We start from the raw sequence: 17668 nt of genomic DNA on the forward strand, positions 1-17668 counted from the left end.
CGTAAAATTTTGTGTATATTATAGTTAATGAATATAGACACAATTTTATACGATTTTCATCAAACCAATTGTATTGGTGAAGAAACGGTCAATCATATCAATACCGATCAGGATTTAAGAACAAGGTTATTAAATTATTTCAGACAGAAACAGGATAGAGCGTTTGCGCTAAACCTGCTGGATACCTTTATCGGCATAAGGAAACAACCTCGTAACAATATGCCCGCAGAAGATCTGATGCTGGCCTGTTATATTTTAGGCTTACATGGCCAGATTGAAGACTGTCTGAAGATATGGGAAGCAAAGAGCATCGACTTTGATACGCACTGTGGTTTGGATATCCAACTGGTTATGTTTGGCGGAGTAAATGAAACCATCAATTTTCTGGCGACGCAAACGACCGACCCGGCCCAGGAGGCTCTTAAATATATTAAAAGATGCTCTGCGTGCGGTGACTTCGACGGGCTGGCCGAATATTTTTCGCCCCAAACAGAGCCCTGGTTTATATGAAAATAGTTACAGAGTTATACCAGGATAGCTTGAAAAGACTCCCTGATGCCGGGCAAAGGATACTGGCTCACCAGGCAGATGACCTGGTGGTGGTTTATCAGGCGTACAAACACAATATTGCCGATTTCGCGGTGAAAAACCAGTTCCTGGGCGGTCCCGATTTTAGCTATAACCGAATGTCGTGGATAAAGCCTGGTTTTCTGTGGATGATGTACCGTTGTGGCTGGGCCGAAAAGGAAAACCAGGAGCGGGTGCTGGCACTTTGGATACAGAAGTCTGATTTCGAAAACATCCTTGAGCAGGCAGTTTTATCATCATTTACCCCCCTATACCACGAAAGCCATGAACAATGGAAAAGTGACCTGGCCACAAAGGATGTCAGGCTGCAATGGGATCCGGATCATGACCCATACGGAAATAAACTACAACGCCGGGCTATACAGATCGGGTTAAAAGGCGATACTTTGGCTGATTTTGGCAAAAAACAGATCAAGCTTATTGAAGACGTTACCGAATTTCTGAAAGAACAAAAACTGCTCTTAGATAATGGCCATATCAGCCGTTTAGCCACCCCTGTCGAAACGGTTTTTGATCCAGGAAGCAAGCAGCTAAGGGAAAAAGTTGGGGTAGAGTAATGTAGGTGATGAGATTGGGAAAGTATTTGATCTACCTATGAGCTTTTCGTACCTTTATATAACAACAGCCAGGCTACCTTGTAAAAAGGTAGCCTGGCTGTTTTGTGAAGGGAAAAAGGCAAGGAAAAACCGACCATTTGGTATGTTCTTGTTTAAATATCAATCCTATCAATCTTTTTAAATCATGAAAATCGTGTCCGGAATTTGCTGAAAAGTGTTAAATCGATGGTTTTGACTGAATTTTGGACAGTTTTCGATCTGGTTTTGGCTGCTTTCCGACCAGAAAAATGTTAAAATAAAACTTTAAAAAGTTTTGTACAAAGCCCCAACTTACGAGTCAGGGGCTTTGTTATTAATATTTATATACTAGTTTCCTACTGTGAAGGATTCCCATCCCGAGGCTGTAGCCCGGTTGCAGGTCATGGCCTGGGTGCCATTCTCACTGCTGATGAATAAACCATTGTTGCCGCGCAGGGTTACTTTGCCATCAGAGGTCGTTATCCAGTCGAACTTTTCCCAGTCGCCGGCGGTGGCGCGATTACAGGTAGTGGCCATGGTGCCGTTTTCTGAGGATACAAATTTGGCCTTGCTGCGTAAAGATATTTTACCGCCGCCGGCATCAATCACAGTAAAGTGCTCGGTATCGCCGGCAGTGGTACGGGTGCAGGTCATGGCCTGGGTACCGTTTTCGCCGCTAACATAAGCATTGTTAAAACCTTTAAGGGATATTACCGATCCTATTGGTGGATTGGAACCCGTTGGTGGCGTAGTGCTGCCACCCAGATTAAAGTGAGTATAGGAGGTAAAGCCTAAAAAGGTATTATCATTAGGTACACCCAGCGGGGCCTGTTGATTACGCAGTGATAGCATATTGGCGGTACCATAATGATAATAAGCCACCTCCACACCTGGAAAAATAGGGCTCGAGGTGGAGCAATAATTACAGCCGGTGCTTTGGTTATAGGCGCTGCGTTCAAAATCGTACCCGGAGCTGATGCGGCTCGAAAGTGCGGTGTAAAGCGAACCATCGCCCTGCATATTCGCAATTTCGGCAGCATAGGTAAGGCCGGTTAGCGAATATTGATAATGCACGCAATCCTGACGGTCACAAAGCTCGGGCATAGTACCACCGCTTTGTATTACCTGGGGTAAAACGGCATTGATCGCGTCTTCACCTGCCTGGAAAACACTGGCACTGTTCAGGAAAACCCCGATGGCCATTTTAGCATAACCGGCAGATACGTTCCAGTTATTATTATAAGCAGGTACGTTGTTTATATAGTTGTTCTTTACATTGTTCAGGTAGTCGTTAAACTTGTTGATATCGGTGGTCGACCAATTAGCAGATACGCCGTTTGGTTTGTAATACCTGATAATTTCGGCTGCTGCTACAAAGCTGGGTGTAGTCCAGGAGGCTTCCAGGGCAGGTTGATTAGGGTTGTCAGAGGCATCAATAGGGGCGTAGTTCTGGAAGGTATATGACCAGCCGTTCAGTATCGCGATACATTGATTGGCGTAGGTAATATCGGCTGTTTTGGCAAAACGCAGGGCCAGCGCGTAAGCCAGCTCGGCATCCTTCCTGATCTGGCTTTTTGACGGACTGGTGTGTCCGTTTGATCCAACATAAACCGTAGCATAAAATTGGGTTGGCAAAGCATTGTTGCTGATAAAATCAAGTACTTTTTGATAAGCAGCTGTGCGGGTAGCATCGCCACTGTTTACCTGGGAGGCAATCAGGTCAAGATTGGCCTGGGTGTTAATTACCCCGGGATGGATAAAAGTAGTTACAGCACGGGGAGTAGTTTGTGAGGCAGCATCTGATGCGCTGCCCTTAACTGCAGATTTTTTACACTGGCACAAAAACGCGCACAAGGCAAACAGGCAGGCAAAAGCCAGCCAATAGGAGATTTTCTTTTTCATAGCTCAAGAAATTTGGTTTATAGGTTTGATTTAGTTAATTCTTCGATCTGTATATCTATGATCAACACTTTATCAAAAGTGTAGCAACGGCATTCCGAAATGCCTTGCCTTTTGTATAGATATAGCTGCAAAACAGCAATATGATCAGCCGGATGTTAAAGCGGGGTTTCTCATCATTTTAAAATTGGTTTATGTTATGAATTGGTTTACAAAGGGTGCAGAAATAACAACAAGCCTCCCGAAGGTCGTAGCGAAAAGAATTGGGTTTATAAAGTATAGGTTAATTAGTGGTTAACTCAAATTTATTTATTAGCTTTTATAAAAAGCTTATTTTCAGGTATTTATTTACGACAACGTTTTCGTTATGGCATATTATTGTGTATATAAACACGATGCTGTGTGATGTAAAAAGTGGGTTTACACTTTTTATGTCAAAATAAATATAACATATTGATTAACAGTTATTTGAGTTATGGTTTACATCGAAAAGTGTAAACCATGTAAACCCACTTTTTGCTGTGTTTATGAAGGTCGACCTAAGATAATAGTGATGGAATTATCTCTTGGTAAAAGCAATTTTGATCCCCATCAGCACAAAAGCTATAGCCGAAAATTTATTGAGCCAGGTGCCTATCAGCGGGCTGTTTTTGAGTTTGACAGAAAATGAACCCGCGAAAAAAGTTAGTACCAGGAGCCATAGCAAACCCATAACGGCATAGGTTATTCCCAGGAAAATAAAAGGCCTGGCATTGTGAATATAGGCGGGTTGTATGAATTGCGGAAAAAAAGCCAGGAAGAAAATAGCCACTTTGGGGTTGAGCACATTGGTAAACACCGCAGAAACATAGGTTTTCCGGGTGGAAACCAATGGTGTTTGTCCATCCTGTTTGATCATGTTTCCACCGGTGAATAATTTGGTGATACCCATGCCGATCAGATAGGCGGCTCCAGCATACTTGATGATACTGAAAGCCATGGCAGATTGCGCCAGGATGAGCGATAAGCCAAACGCGGCCAAAGTGGTATGTACCAATACACCAGTGGTAATGCCCAGCGTGGCGTATATACCGGATTTTCGACCCTGTGCGATGGATTTGTTCAAAATAAATACCGTGTCTATCCCCGGTGAAATAATAAACAAAAAAGAGGCGATAATAAAAGTAGCGTAGTTAATGATACCCATATTTCAAAGATAGGGATTATCCAGAATAGCCAAATGGTGATAAGCCCTGCCGAATGGGGTAATAATTTAATAGATAAGTTTTAACTTTATGTCGGCCCCTTTAACGGGCATCCCTATGAAAAATACCTTATTTATTACCTCGCTGTTGATCATGGTGCTATTCGGCGCACACTTGAGTGCCCAGGAGACCAAACTAGTTAAAGATACTTTACCAACTGTTGGCACAACTGCTGCTTTAGGACAGGTTAACGGTATAACCATAGCAGCAACCGTTCAAAGCCCTTCTGCCGAAGAAACACCCTTACAAATTGTGTGTGTATTTGAATATGAAGAAGGGGATATTTATAAATCGCCGCCTGCCTTGCCGCCAGCATTAAACGGCCTGGTACACATAGACCACCAGCTAAACGGTTTGATCACTGAACTGCGTAAAAGTGGAAAATTTAAGGGGCACGCTTTAGAAACTTTACTACTAAATCCGCCTTCCGGCACTATCCCTGCAAAAAAGCTATTGCTGATCGGGTTAGGTAATAAGGCCGATTTTAAACCCGATCTGATGATCAGCGTTGGCAGTACAGGTATGAGAGAAGCCCTGCGTTTGGGTGTAAGCAGCTATGCACACGCCAGCGATCTTAAGGATGGTGGCTTAGATTCGCCAACCGGACTCATTGCCACCAATGTTATTAAAGGGGCTGTAGAAGCCTACCAAACAGAACTCTTTCTTAAACAGAAAAATTATAGTAACCTTGCCCCGGTAACAAAAATAACGCTGCTGGCAGGTCCTGCATTTTATACAATTACAGCAAAGGCAGTATCGGCATATATCAAAACCCTGAGTAATTAATTACCTTGCCATCCAAAAACAAAGCTATTACCACAAAATTGCTAGTACCTAACGGCCATGTAAATGGTTTGTAACTATCATATCAATGAAAAAAATAATCCTGATCATCGCCTGTATTTTATTTTATAACAGCGTATCTGCACAAAACGAAGTAAATCATGATCTGCAATTTGATACCCTGGCCAGGCGCTGGGATGAGGCTGTTCCGTTGGGTAACGGCATGTTAGGAGCGTTGATATGGCAGCGGGCGGATCATTTACGCTTCTCTTTGGACAGGGCCGATCTTTGGGATCAGCGCCCAATGAAGGGGCTGCACCGTAAGGAGTTTAGCTATCAATGGGTAATTAACCAGGTAAATAAAAAAGATTATGTACCCGTGCAAAAGTATCTGGATGAGCCTTATGACCATGAACCTGCGCCTTCCAAAATTCCCGGTGGGGCATTGGAATTTGATACTCAAGACTGGGGCAAAGTAAAGTCAGTCAATCTGCATCTGCCTAATGCCTTATGTACGGTTAAGTGGGCAAACGGTATTGTACTGAAAACCTTTGTACACGCTACAGCACCGGTAGGCTGGTTCAGGTTTGAAAATATTAAAACCGGTTTTGAACCTAAATTGATAGCCCCAAAATACCAGGGTGAAGTAAAGATATCTGGCGATCCGGTCGGTGGGGATGATCTGTCGCGGTTGGGCTATCCAGCCGGAACAATCAGTCAGCAAGGCAATAGCATTACCTACAAACAAAAGGGCTGGGGTGGTTTTACTTACCAGATCAATGTAAGCTGGCATAAAGTAAATGCAAGCACTATAGAAGGGGTTTGGTCGATATCATCACAGTATCCTGCTAAAAAAATCAATCCTACCGCAACTGGAGTAGCCGCGAACGCGTTGAAACGGGGCCTTCAGGCCGATTTCGATTCGCATGAAAATTGGTGGGATAATTTCTGGGGCAAATCAGCTATTCATATACCGGATGCGCTATTGGAGAAACAATGGTACCTGGAACAATATAAATTTGGCTCCGCATCAAGGCAGGGTGCGCCACCCATTTCGCTGCAAGCCGTATGGACGGCAGATAACGGTCGCCTGCCACCCTGGAAAGGCGACTTTCACCACGATTTGAATACCCAGTTAAGCTATTGGCCAAGTTATAGCGCCAATCACCTGGATGAGGGTATGGCCTACCTGAACCACCTGGATGCCAATAAAGCTAATTACGAGCGATATACAAAAATGTATTTTGGTAAGAGCGGCTTGGCTGTACCAGGCGTTACAACGATGAATGGTACAGAAATGGGAGGGTGGGTACAGTATTCACTTTCGCCAACGGTATCTTCATGGCTGGGGCAGCATTACTATTTGCAATGGCGCTACAGTATGGATAAAAACTTTTTGCGTAACCGGGCCTATCCATGGATAAAAGCAACTGCCACATTTATTGAGAGCCTGACAAGTTTGGATAGTAAAGGTCATCGTAAATTGCCTATTAGTTCAAGCCCGGAGATCAATGATAACGATATCACGGCCTGGTTCCATCAAAATACCAATTACGACCTGGCTTTGATGAAATTTACATTCAAAGCTGCGGCAGAGTTGGCTACAGAATTAGATCAAAAAACTGAAGCGGCACACTGGCAAAAGATATATGATGAGTTTGATGATTTTGCGATGACACCAGCCAATGAATTGATGTTTGCTCCTTCTATGGCTTACAACCAGTCGCACAGGCATTTTTCCAATATGCTTTGCATTTATCCGTTAGGCTTGTTGAAGTGGGAAGATGGGGAAAAGGCGCAATCGGTTATCAAAAACTCCATCCATTTGCTGGATAGCGTAGGTCCTGCTTATTGGTGTGGTTATTCTTATTCCTGGTTGGCCAATATGAAAGCCCGGGCAAAAGACGGTCAGGGCGCGGCTAAAGATCTAACCATTTTTGCTAAGGCATTTTGCTCTATCAACAGTTTTCACTTAAACGGCGATCAAACCAAATCGGGCTATTCCAAATTTCAATATCGCCCTTTTACGTTGGAGGGTAATTTCGCGTTTGCTTCGGGGTTACAGGAAATGCTGTTGCAGAGTTATGCTGGTTTTATAGAGATAACACCCGCTGTACCGGCTGCCTGGAAAAACCTCTCGTTTGAAAACTTAAGGGCTGAGGGAGCTTTCCTGGTCAGTATAAAAAAGGAAGGCGGGCAAATTGATGAAGTGAAAATTGTATCAGAAAAAGGAGGTAAAACTAAATTGAAACTTCCTTTCAAAACCTGGTTTGCCCAAAGCCAAAAGGATGTTGAAATAGGAGCCATTAAAGATGGCCTTATTGATCTTGACTTTCAACCCGGTGCGGTACTCATTTTAAAAAATGGATATGAATAAAAAAACCTGATGAAAATAAAGTACTTTGGCATTGTACAATATAGAAGGTAACATCAGGAAAGCTGCTCTTCGAGGTGGCCTTCTTATAAAATTAGTTACAGATAGATACCCCTTTTATCTAATAATTTACTTTGATTTTTTTCGGCAAAAGCAATTGAGTAACTTGATTGTTTATAAAAGACAAATTTTAACTTTACTAAACCCGTGTCCGTATACCTTTTATAAATGCTATCAAATGTTTAGCTTATGCCTTTGCCTTTATGCTTATATCCAGCTAACTCAATAAAATGGGGCTGTTTATGCCTCCTGTTAACCTGTGTTCTGTTTTTATCTGCCTGTAAACAGGTATCCACAAAAAATAGTAATCATCCTGCACTTGCCGATTCCATTATAGACAAGGTAAACACATTGCTCAATACCGGTCAACAGGAACGTTCTGTTATTTATCTCGATTCGGCATACCGGGTTTTCCCAAATCCGGGTATTGCCGATCTGTGGAAAAAATATAACCAGAAGGCTAATTATTACCTATACTACGACAAGAACCTGGTTAAAGAAAAATTATATGCCGATAGCATGTTGTCGATATTGAAAGGTAAGGAGTCGCAATACAAAAAGGAATATGCCGGCGCTATATTTGCCAAAGGCGATGTTTTAATGGTTGAAAAAAAATACGCCGAAGCCTTTAAATGTTATTATGATGGTAAGCTCTTTGCTCAAAAAAACCTGGATAGCTGTAGCTATTGCCAGATCACTTATCAATTAGGGATGGTGAGGTATAAACAGGGTAACTATTTGAGAGCTATTCCATATTTTAAGCAGGCTTTTGCCGAAAACAGCCATTGTAAGGCTGATGCTGGCTTTAGTAATTTATTTATTTATCCGCAATCACATCTCAACACCATTGCGCTGTGTTTTGAACAGGCGGGTGTCCCTGATAGTGCTGTTTATTACTATAAACGCGCTTTAGCCTTTATTGACCGTAATGCGGGTCGTTTTCCGGAAAAAAAACAATTTGCAGAGATGGCCAGAGCCGTTGTGTACGGCAATTTAGGGGGCGCTTATGCTTTGATGAATAATTATACGGAAGCGGGAAAGTACTTGCAGGAAAGCATTCATATTAACAACCGACCGGGATATGCCATAGAAGACGCGCAAACGGCACAGCTTAAACTGGCCGGCCTATACATTCAGTCTTCCCGGTTTATAGCAGCTGACTCCCTATTGGGGCAAATTGAACATGATCTGCTTGCCGGGCGCGGAAAAAGCCAGAGTAATGCAGATAATCGCTTAAAATGGAAGAAATTAAAATGGAACTATTACGATAAAACCCATCAGGTTGTACAGGCATACCAGTACGTTCAGCAATATGATAGCATGCGCGATTCGCTTGATGAGGTTAGTAAGGGCCTAAAGATCGCTGATATAGATCAGGGGTTTAAGAACATTGAACAGCAATACAGGCTAACCTTATTAAGCAAAAACGATCAGTTAAAAACCACTTATCTGGTTGCTATCATTGTTTTTGCGGTAATGACGATCATTATTTTACTACTAGTATGGTATAACCTGAAACGTTATCGAAATAGCGTTAATGAGCTCACTAAACTGAACCAAAAGATCAGCGAATACAATACGCAGATGCAAAAAACCCTTACGGCATTGGAGCAAAGCCAGGAGGAAAATACCCGTATGATGAAAATGGTGGCACATGATCTGCGTAATCCGGTAGGCGCCATGATGACCGTTGCTACGATGATGCTGGATAACAAACACGGACCCGGGGATGATCGTACCATGTTGGAGCTGATCAAAACTTCCGGGAAAAATTCGTTGAACCTGATAGATGACCTTTTGCAGATTCATACCCGGCTCGAGGAGCTTAAAATGGAGCCTGTTGATATGTTTACGCTACTGCATTATTGTGTAGAACTATTACATTTTAAGGCCGAAGCAAAGGGACAACAGATACTACTAACTGCTGATCATCTTACTATTAGCGTTAACCGGGAAAAAATGTGGCGGGTGATCAGTAACCTGATAGCCAATGCCATTAAGTTCAGCCCCAGCGGTGCTGTGGTCAGTGTACTGATGATCGGTAAGGAGGATAGTGTGTTGATAACTATTGAAGATCATGGCATAGGTATACCTATAGAAATGCGCGATAAAATATTTGATATGTTCACCGAAGCTAAAAGACCCGGAACGGCCGGAGAACAGCCTTTTGGTATGGGGCTGGCCATTTCCAAACAGATCGTAGAAGCGCATGGCGGGCATATCTGGTTTGAAAGCAAACAAAACAACGGGACGTTTTTTTATGTAGAATTACCGCTAAATAATTGAAGCAGCCCGTGGGTTGTGCAGCAATATGAGCTAATAAATTAGGCATTTTCTTCATAATGCCTAATTTCTACTAACTGATCTAAAGAACGAGTGAAGAATTGTAGTATTGACCGAAAACATAATTTTTTTAATATCTAAGAAGCATCATCAATTCGCTTATCCGGATTATCTTCTTTTTTCTTAGCTGGTTTGTGAACGCCCGTGCTTTTGCCAAAATGATAAGTAAAACTTAAAGTAGCTCTTGAACCCAATGTACGGCGCTGAAAATCCAGAAGTAAAGCATCGCTGCTTCTTAAGAACGCCCATTTACGGGTATTGAAAATATCAACGCTATTGAAACTTAAAGAGGCCTGGTTGCCCGGAAAATCATATTTGGCACCCGCATCAAGGCCAAATGCAGGGCGGTTCCTATCCTGAATAATAAAATCAGCAGCGCGGTAATCTGCCCGGATCTGTATGGCCAGGCTTTTTACGATAGCTATATTATTGGTAATATTCGCGTTCCAGCTTAAACCGCTGTTTGCCGCTATCCCAAATTGAGGGGCAGCATCGTTCTGGCGCTCAAAAATGTTGGCGTTGGCGGTAAAATCCCAGGCTTTGATCAAATCAAAGTGCCCTATCAACTCCAATCCTGTGGTATTAGAGTGTTTTAGATTTTGAGCTGTTGTGATGATAGTCCCGTTAACCGGTGCGCTCTCAATATGTTTAATGACATTATTAAGCCGGCTATAGTAAAGGCTTGACGTAAATGAAATATTTTTCCAGTTTTTGTTGTATCCCAGCTCCAGCGAGTTAATGCTTTCCGGTACCAAATTCGGGTTGCCGGTTTCATAATTTGTGGGGTCAGAAAAATCCGTAGATGGATTTAGCTCTCTTGGAGTAGGCCGGGTTACGCGGTTGGTAAAGCTAAATTGCAGCTGCTGATCGTCTTTCAGTTTCTGCGTTAAAAATACACTGGGATACAAACCCTTGCTTGGCACTTTTATGGGTGTACGATATAATGAGTTGTTGGTGTCATACCCTGTATAGGTTGCGTTTAAGTGAGCATCCTCGGCTCTTAGGCCTATTTCATAGTTAAAGTTCCTGATCTGGTTTTGGTAGTTTAAATAAACGGCATGGATCTGCTTATCGCTGTTGAACAGATTGGTGTAAGTATAAATTGGGGTGGGGGTTCCATGGTTTAAATCATACGCATACTGGTTATTGTTGCCCAAACTGATCTGGCTGCGATAACCAGCAGATATCTGTCCGGTTTTGCCCGTGGGTAATATATAATCGGCCTGTATATTGTAATTATTACCATTGTTCCATATATCGCTTTCCAAGGGATCTGGGTCCGGACGTATCGGTCCTCGCTCGCTCACGGTAGTTGAATGGTTTTGATAAACCTGAAAATTCCGGGAAGTACCGTGAGAATAAGAGAAATTGAAGGTTAGCTCCTCTTTTGGTTTTTTAAAGTGTTGGCTGTAATCCAAATCCAGCTCATAGCTTTTCCCGTTACTATTAGTGGTATTGTTTTGCTGACTTGATTGTATGGGCAAGCTGCTGGCATCCAGGTTATTTATTTCTAACAACTCATCCCGATGGGTATTACGTAAATTGAGAATGCCCGAAATACTCAATATGCTCTTGGGCGCTAATGAATAATCAATGCCCGCTTTTACATTTTGTATTCTGTTATGAGTAGTAGAAGGAAATGTTTCATTGGAATAAATGGTTGCATCGGTTGGCTGTAGAAAGGTGAGATACTGGAAACCGTTGCTATAGGTATCCCCATCGCGCAAGCTGTAATTTCCATAAAGGTTTACTTTGCCTGTTTGATAACTTAATGCTCCGCTGCCATTATAATTATTACGAGTACCTGCGGCTGCTGTCACTGAACCATTAAAGCCTGCTTTACTGTTCTTCTTTAAAATAATGTTGATAATACCCTGACCTTCGGCATCATATTTAGCCGATGGATTGGCAATCACCTCCACATTTTCAATGGAACTGGCAGGGATAGACTGGAGGATTTGTGTAACATCTCCGCCTGCAATGAGCGACGGTTTGCCGTCGATCAATACTTTTACCCCGGTTGAACCCCGCAAGCTCACATTTCCATTTACATCAATTTGAAGTGTGGGCACGTTCTGTAACAAATCGGCAGCGGTACCGCCCTGGCTTACCAGGCTCTGATTTACTGCGAAAACTTTTTTCCCGTCTTTGTTTTGCAGGGTTGGTTTCTTGGCCGTGATGGTTACCTCATTCAATACTTTATTGGGCGATGGGCTCATTTGAATTTCGCCCAGGTTTATAACATCAGCCGACGATCTGATGATGATATTTTCTTTAACAACTGCGTTATAACCCAAATAAGTTAACTGGAGGGTAAAGGTAGCGGATGGTAAATTTGTCATCGTAAAATTGCCGTTGACATCTGTTTGCGTTGCCTGAATATTAGCTTTAGTAGTAGGGTTTGTTAATGCCACTGTGGCAAATGATATAGCATCGTGGCTTTGGGCGTCTTTTACATGACCGGTTATCTTTCCATTATTTTGAGCATATAGATTGTTGCTCATGCCCGAAAGCATGAGTAGGGTTATTACTAATTTTAACTTAAACAGTTTCATCTGTATGGATTTTTTAATAAATGGAAAGTAAAAGAGCACTATGGCATTTGATAGCTGATGGAGAAAGATTTAATAGGCATTGTTTACAGTTAATGGATAAGTATCAGCAGCGCCTTGTACGCCGCCTCCTATAATTTGATCTTTAGTTAAAACAACCGGTTGGCTTAGGTTGATATGGTATTTTCCGTTTGCATCTACACTTATATCTGCAGTAACATTAGTATTAGCCGTTGAAGAATACTTGGTAGAACCCGTGGTAACCGCTGTACCAATTTGGCATTGGATATTTATTAATTTAACACCAGGACTGGTTGTTACCAGGCTGGAGGTTGTTATGTTATATTTCCCGGCACCCAGAGGATTCCAGATAAAAATTAAAGTACTGCCCGAATAAACTCCTTTATCATTGTTATCGGTGGTGCCAACAACCATTGTATTAAAAGTACCGTCATTTGCTTGTGAAGAGGTTCCTCTGTTATAGGTATAGGTTCCAAATTTCCAATTGCTGTCGCTATTGGTAACCGGGGCGGCATCCTTTTTTTTGCTGCAAGAAGATATGCTAAAGACAAATAAGCATATTGCTGTGATTAACGAAATTCTTTTCATAGTTTGATAGATTTTTAATTGGCTGATAATAAATACACTCATACATATATGCTCGCATGCGAGCATATATGTATGCTTATGGAAGTTTTAAAGTTTGAATTATGATCCTGTTTATAGGGTTATTTTACCGGAATAAAAACGGATTGCTTTTCCCAGTTTAGTAAGAACCCTTTTGGGGTGATTTTATAAGCTAGCATTTCCTGATTATCCGCCAGGGAACTTGTTTTTACTTCAACACGGAGTTCATCCTTGGTTTCATCATATTTGAAAGCGCCCCATTGGTTAGGTACTTTATTAAAAACAGCTATCCATTTATCTTTTTCTTTCGGTACCAGGAAAAAACCGTATTTGCCTGCAGGTAATTGTTTATGCCCTATTTTAATATCTTTATCGGTTTCAAAAGTAGTGGCCTCATTAGCGCCTGCACGCCAAACTGTATCATAAGGAACTAATCCGCCCCAGATTTTTCTGCCCTTCACCGATGGGCTGCTGTAATGAATAGTGATGGTAGCATCGCCTACTTTTCCGGTTACGGATTCGGCCGGGCTTACCCGTGGTTTAGGAGTTTGTGCATAGGCCGAGGCCGATAGAATTACTGCGATTAAAAGTAGGTAAGTGTTTTTGATTGGTTTCATGGCTTTGATTTTTGATGATCAAAGCTGCCTTTTGCAAATCGCCTTTACGAATCTTTTCGACCCACCGGGGTTTATTTCGAATGATAGTGGTTATTTATTCGACAACCTGGCTTTTGGTATTCTTTTGGCTAATTGTCTGAATTTTTGGGGTAATTGCAGAGAATAATGCCTCAATGATATAAAACAATACCTTTAAATATAAAAGCTTGGTATTTTTGAATATGAAAATAAGAAGACCCAGTACTACTCTGCTTCAGCTGCTAATCTGGGTTGCTGTATTATTGTTGATTTTTTTTTCGGCATTGCCGATGGATGGCGCCAAGAAATCAGTGGTATCTACTCTAATCAGCACGTTTTCCTACGCGATTATTATTTATGGAAACATCCTGATCCTGTATCCCGTGTTTTATCAAAAAAAGAAGTTTGTTTGGTACGGTATCCTGGTGATACTTCTTCTTGTGGTTGTAGGGATGTCGCGTGGATATACGTCCATTATGCTTTATCAGTATTTCTCCATAATAAAACCGGTTCATATCAAGTTTTTGAATTTGCTTTATTATGTCCCAAGCGGAATCCTGATTTACATTCTCAGTCTTATTTTTCGTATATCCATTGCTTACTTTACTTTAAAGCAGCAAACCGAAGAGATTATGCTGCAAAAAAGCCAGGCCGAGCTCAATTTACTCAAATCGCAGGTACAGCCCCATTTCCTGTTTAACACGTTGAACAATATTTACTATAAGGTTTATAAAGTTGATCCTCCTTCGGCCAACCTGATAGAGCGTTTGTCGGATATCATGCGTTATTTTGTTGACGAAAGTCCGAAAGATGTAGTACCCTTGACAACGGAGGTTGCATTTATTGAAAACTATATGGCATTGGAAAGAATCCGTATCAGGTATGGTGTTACTATTAACTTTGAGAAAGTATATCAAACAGAATTACGCGTCCCGCCAATGTTACTGATGACTTTTGTAGAAAATATTTTCAAGCATGGGATCAATAAATCAAGTAAGCAGAACCAGATAGATATCTCGTTAATCCAAAAAGAGGGCTACCTGCTTTTCAGCACAAGCAATCACCGGTTTAACACAACAGTGCCAACCAATTCAAACGGATTTGGGATAGCTAATTTAACCAAAAGACTATCGATGTTATATGGATCAAATTTTGAGTTAACTACCAAGAAAGAAGGGGAACTGTACCTCGCCTTTTTAAAAATACCACTTGTATGAATTTGAGCTGCATAATTATTGATGATGAGCCGGACGCGGTTGACCTGCTGGAGTTGCTGATAAAACAAAGCACAGAGTGGCAGCTAAAAGCCAAATGTTATGATGCGCTGGAGGCCTTGGCTTTTTTGAAGAAGAATCATGTTGATTTTATTTTTCTGGATATTAATATGCCACAGCTTACCGGTATGGAATTGGCGACCTTGTTACCGCCTCAAACCAAAATTGTTTTTACCACAGCTTATTCTGAATATGCTGCAGAAAGTTATACTTTTCAAACAATCGACTATCTGCTGAAACCCATCACTTTAAAGCGTTTTTTATCATCAGTACAGAAAATAGAACCCTATTTTTTGAAACATCAGTCGGAAAGGTCTGTAAATGCCGAAACGGACAGGGATTACTTTTTCGTAAAATCTGGTAAAGCATTCAGAAAAATATCATTGAAGGATATCTTGTATTTTGAGGGAGAAAAAGACTATGTAAGATTGGTTACCTTACAGGAGCAGTTACTTATTTACCGTAGATTGAAGGATATTGAGCAACAATTATTGCAACCATTTATCAGGATACATAATTCCTATATTATCAATTCCGAGCAGTTGGTTAAAATAGAAGATAACCATATTTTTATAGGTGATAAACGGCTTCCTGTTAGTGAAAAATTCAGAAGTAGTTTTATGGAGATTATCGACAAAAAGAAATTTTAATTGCCTGGAAGCTGCCTGAATTTGATTTAGATTATTTATACTGTAAAATGATTGCTGTTGATTTTAGTCAACGAAATAATAAAATGGAAAACAAGACGCTCTAGCCAGGAGAATAAATTTTTTTATAACAACTATATCGTAATAATAAGTGAAGCATTAAGCAACAAAGGCGGCGCTTATTTGGCGATGTTTGCTATTCAAAATAGTGCGGCACAAATCGGCTTACGTTGTCAGTTATAATGGAGTTACTCTCCCTGATACCCATGCCTGCCGCCTCGCCGCCAATTATCCATGATCCGATGACCGGATAGTTGCCATCCATATCAGGTATATTGGCTATATCCTGGTACACAAATCCCTCTGTTCCGTAATCACCACCGGTACTCAATACTATCTGACCGTTTTGTACCATTTCTATATTTGCGCCTTCACGGGAAAGCTTCGGCTTTTTTATATAAGTTGCTGACTGCGGCTCAAAATATGCAGGAAGCAGGTTTGGATGATTGGGATATAGCTGCCATAAAACGGGCAGCAGCGCTTTGTTTGACCATAGCATTTTCCAAATGGGCTCGATCCAGTTAACAGTGCTTTTTCCAAAACTGGCTGTGTCCACCTCGTTAATCATCCACTCCCATGGATACAATTTAAAGAGCGTTTCTACCGGGTTTTTATACTCGTCTACAAACCGGACGCCGTCCCAGATAATATTACCAATATCTGTAAAATGATATTTAAGATCCTTTACTGTAGAGGCAGTATCGAGAATATAGGCTGTGTTGGTAATATCTTCGCGAAGCTGAAGCGTGGGAATATTGCCTTTCGCCACTTTGAGACAGGCAAAATGATAAAGCGATGAGTGATACTGGGCATGTATCCATTCCCAGGCGGCCCTGAGCTTTTCATCGATGGAGTTGAATTGGTTGGCCGATGGTTTATAATCCTTTAACCAAAACCATTGTACAATGCTTGCTTCAAACAGAGAGGTTGGCGTATCAGCATTGAATTCAAGCATTTTTGGCGGATTAATACCATCATAGGCCAGATCAAACCTGCCGTACAGCGACCAAAAGCCGGTATCACTTTCGTTCCAGGCATGACGAACCAACGGTACCACTGCCTCAGGAATACCAAATAAAGCAAAAAGATCATTGTCAATAACATATTGGGCTGCTTCGATACACATGGCGTGAAGCTCCTGCGTTGCTGATTCAAGCATGAGTATTTCCTTTTCGGAAAACTTATAGCATGCAGATTCGTCCCAATAGGGTACGTCATCCAGTGTATGGTAAAGAAAGCCCTGTTTCTCTACCAGCTCCTGCCATTGCCGGCGTGGTGTAATTTTGATCCTTTGCATATGGGAATTTATTCTCCACCGCCCTCGCCGCCTGCATGGGCCGAGCCTCCAAAGCCTTCACCTGATGAAACCCCGTGCGCTGTTCTGCCAAAACCCTCCACCGTGCCGCCGTGTCCGCTGCTAAAATGAGCTGGATCTTCACCGGCGCCGCCGTTCCCGGTGTGTATTGAGGAGGAAAGAAACGCGCCACTGCGGTGCTCATCTGCAGACAAAGTTTGGGAATAACCCGTACGAGGGTAGTAACGGGTAACCTGGCCACTATTATACCAATACCAGTAGCCATAGCTGCTGTAATGGTATGAATGCTGATTAATTATGGTGTCTTTTCCGGTGTTATAGTCCGTGCCGTCCCAGGTGCCAACAGTTTGATGCTGCTCATCCTGATCACATGAGCTTAAAACTATCGTAGCAAATGCTATAAGGGCCAGTGAGTTGCGTTTTTTCATTTAGGTTTTTATGGGCACTAAAATAACAGAAATTGTTATGCTTTTAGTTTTTGAGAGCGATAAACTTTAATAACTATCACGTAACTGTTGATTTACCCACTCCAGTCTTTTAATCCCACCCGGTTAAGCGTCTACGCTCAACCGAAAAACAATTGCGAGTGTTCACACTCGCGTAAAATAAACGGATAGTACAAAAATAAAAAAAACCTCAAATCTTTCGACTTAAGGCTTTTGACTTGAAATGTAGAATTGAGTGGCAAAAGA

Annotated in this window: 14 protein-coding genes; 7 read left to right on the top strand and 7 right to left on the bottom strand. The window is 41.7% G+C overall.

The annotated features are described in order from the left end of the window. Window positions 1-27: 27 nt before the first annotated feature. Together BW976_RS19305 and BW976_RS19310 are read left to right on the top strand one after the other, a co-directional pair. Window positions 28-510 (top strand): hypothetical protein, encoded by a 483-nt coding sequence (locus tag BW976_RS19305; RefSeq protein WP_076375490.1) that lies wholly within the window; start codon window positions 28-30, stop codon window positions 508-510. Then, on the top strand, window positions 507-1145 hold the full coding sequence (locus BW976_RS19310) for a DUF4291 domain-containing protein (protein ID WP_076375492.1): 639 nt from the start codon (window positions 507-509) through the stop codon (window positions 1143-1145). Before BW976_RS19305 ends, BW976_RS19310 begins: the two co-directional genes overlap by 4 nt. Window positions 1146-1511: 366 nt before the next feature. Here BW976_RS19310 and BW976_RS19315 read toward each other — a convergent pair whose 3' ends face one another. Next, window positions 1512-3065, bottom strand: coding sequence for an alginate lyase family protein (locus BW976_RS19315; RefSeq protein ID WP_076375494.1), 1554 nt, complete (start codon window positions 3063-3065; stop codon window positions 1512-1514). Between the two features lie 556 nt (window positions 3066-3621). Next, window positions 3622-4248: a LysE family translocator gene (locus BW976_RS19320; protein ID WP_076375496.1), complete on the bottom strand. Its 627-nt coding sequence runs from the start codon at window positions 4246-4248 to the stop codon at window positions 3622-3624. Window positions 4249-4363: 115 nt separating this feature from the next. On the opposite strand from BW976_RS19320, the gene BW976_RS19325 reads away from it, so the two are divergent. The 3 genes from BW976_RS19325 (at window position 4364) to BW976_RS19335 (ending at window position 9809) form a co-directional block, all read left to right on the top strand. After that, a complete protein-coding gene (locus BW976_RS19325) occupies window positions 4364-5092 on the top strand; it encodes a M17 family peptidase N-terminal domain-containing protein (protein ID WP_076375736.1) in 729 nt (242 codons plus the stop codon). A gap of 85 nt (window positions 5093-5177) precedes the next feature. Next, the gene (locus tag BW976_RS19330) at window positions 5178-7466 is read left to right on the top strand and encodes a glycosyl hydrolase family 95 catalytic domain-containing protein (RefSeq protein ID WP_076375498.1); all 2289 of its coding nucleotides are present in this window, start codon (window positions 5178-5180) and stop codon (window positions 7464-7466) included. Between the two features lie 246 nt (window positions 7467-7712). Then, window positions 7713-9809 (top strand): tetratricopeptide repeat-containing sensor histidine kinase, encoded by a 2097-nt coding sequence (locus BW976_RS19335; protein ID WP_076375500.1) that lies wholly within the window; start codon window positions 7713-7715, stop codon window positions 9807-9809. Window positions 9810-9943: 134 nt separating this feature from the next. Here BW976_RS19335 and BW976_RS19340 read toward each other — a convergent pair whose 3' ends face one another. The 3 genes from BW976_RS19340 to BW976_RS19350 form a co-directional block, all read right to left on the bottom strand. Then, on the bottom strand, window positions 9944-12421 hold the full coding sequence (locus tag BW976_RS19340) for a TonB-dependent receptor (RefSeq protein WP_076375502.1): 2478 nt from the start codon (window positions 12419-12421) through the stop codon (window positions 9944-9946). Window positions 12422-12490: 69 nt separating this feature from the next. After that, on the bottom strand, window positions 12491-13027 hold the full coding sequence (locus tag BW976_RS19345; protein WP_139332354.1) for a hypothetical protein: 537 nt from the start codon (window positions 13025-13027) through the stop codon (window positions 12491-12493). Between the two features lie 119 nt (window positions 13028-13146). After that, window positions 13147-13662 carry a DUF2911 domain-containing protein gene (locus BW976_RS19350; RefSeq protein WP_175614140.1) on the bottom strand — a complete coding sequence of 172 codons (516 nt, stop codon included), beginning with the start codon at window positions 13660-13662 and terminating at the stop codon, window positions 13147-13149. Between the two features lie 221 nt (window positions 13663-13883). Here BW976_RS19350 and BW976_RS19355 point away from each other — a divergent pair, with 221 nt between their 5' ends. Continuing rightward, window positions 13884-14897, top strand: coding sequence for a sensor histidine kinase (locus tag BW976_RS19355; protein ID WP_076375508.1), 1014 nt, complete (start codon window positions 13884-13886; stop codon window positions 14895-14897). Then, the gene (locus BW976_RS19360; RefSeq protein ID WP_076375510.1) at window positions 14894-15604 is read left to right on the top strand and encodes a LytR/AlgR family response regulator transcription factor; all 711 of its coding nucleotides are present in this window, start codon (window positions 14894-14896) and stop codon (window positions 15602-15604) included. The genes BW976_RS19355 and BW976_RS19360 overlap by 4 nt, the downstream gene beginning before the upstream one ends. Window positions 15605-15797: 193 nt before the next feature. Here BW976_RS19360 and BW976_RS19365 read toward each other — a convergent pair whose 3' ends face one another. Next, window positions 15798-16958, bottom strand: coding sequence for a glutathionylspermidine synthase family protein (locus BW976_RS19365; protein WP_076375512.1), 1161 nt, complete (start codon window positions 16956-16958; stop codon window positions 15798-15800). Between the two features lie 8 nt (window positions 16959-16966). Further along, window positions 16967-17404 carry a hypothetical protein gene (locus tag BW976_RS19370; protein WP_076375514.1) on the bottom strand — a complete coding sequence of 146 codons (438 nt, stop codon included), beginning with the start codon at window positions 17402-17404 and terminating at the stop codon, window positions 16967-16969. Between the last annotated feature and the right edge of the window lie 264 nt (window positions 17405-17668).

Origin of the sequence: Mucilaginibacter lappiensis, assembly GCF_900155965.1 — a bacterium.
Taxonomy (GTDB): Bacteria; Bacteroidota; Bacteroidia; order Sphingobacteriales; family Sphingobacteriaceae; genus Mucilaginibacter; species Mucilaginibacter lappiensis.

What these genes read in the sequence shown, in the direction of transcription:
- BW976_RS19325 (WP_076375736.1), top strand. Translation starts at nt 4,364, where the DNA reads ATGAAAAATACCTTATTTATTACCTCGCTGTTGATCATGGTGCTATTC.
- BW976_RS19355 (WP_076375508.1), top strand. Translation starts at nt 13,884, where the DNA reads ATGAAAATAAGAAGACCCAGTACTACTCTGCTTCAGCTGCTAATCTGG.
- BW976_RS19365 (WP_076375512.1), bottom strand. Translation starts at nt 16,958, where the DNA reads ATGCAAAGGATCAAAATTACACCACGCCGGCAATGGCAGGAGCTGGTA.
- BW976_RS19305 (WP_076375490.1), top strand. Translation starts at nt 28, where the DNA reads ATGAATATAGACACAATTTTATACGATTTTCATCAAACCAATTGTATT.
- BW976_RS19310 (WP_076375492.1), top strand. Translation starts at nt 507, where the DNA reads ATGAAAATAGTTACAGAGTTATACCAGGATAGCTTGAAAAGACTCCCT.
- BW976_RS19335 (WP_076375500.1), top strand. Translation starts at nt 7,713, where the DNA reads ATGCCTTTGCCTTTATGCTTATATCCAGCTAACTCAATAAAATGGGGC.
- BW976_RS19340 (WP_076375502.1), bottom strand. Translation starts at nt 12,421, where the DNA reads ATGAAACTGTTTAAGTTAAAATTAGTAATAACCCTACTCATGCTTTCG.
- BW976_RS19330 (WP_076375498.1), top strand. Translation starts at nt 5,178, where the DNA reads ATGAAAAAAATAATCCTGATCATCGCCTGTATTTTATTTTATAACAGC.
- BW976_RS19370 (WP_076375514.1), bottom strand. Translation starts at nt 17,404, where the DNA reads ATGAAAAAACGCAACTCACTGGCCCTTATAGCATTTGCTACGATAGTT.
- BW976_RS19360 (WP_076375510.1), top strand. Translation starts at nt 14,894, where the DNA reads ATGAATTTGAGCTGCATAATTATTGATGATGAGCCGGACGCGGTTGAC.
- BW976_RS19320 (WP_076375496.1), bottom strand. Translation starts at nt 4,248, where the DNA reads ATGGGTATCATTAACTACGCTACTTTTATTATCGCCTCTTTTTTGTTT.
- BW976_RS19345 (WP_139332354.1), bottom strand. Translation starts at nt 13,027, where the DNA reads ATGAAAAGAATTTCGTTAATCACAGCAATATGCTTATTTGTCTTTAGC.
- BW976_RS19315 (WP_076375494.1), bottom strand. Translation starts at nt 3,065, where the DNA reads ATGAAAAAGAAAATCTCCTATTGGCTGGCTTTTGCCTGCCTGTTTGCC.
- BW976_RS19350 (WP_175614140.1), bottom strand. Translation starts at nt 13,662, where the DNA reads ATGAAACCAATCAAAAACACTTACCTACTTTTAATCGCAGTAATTCTA.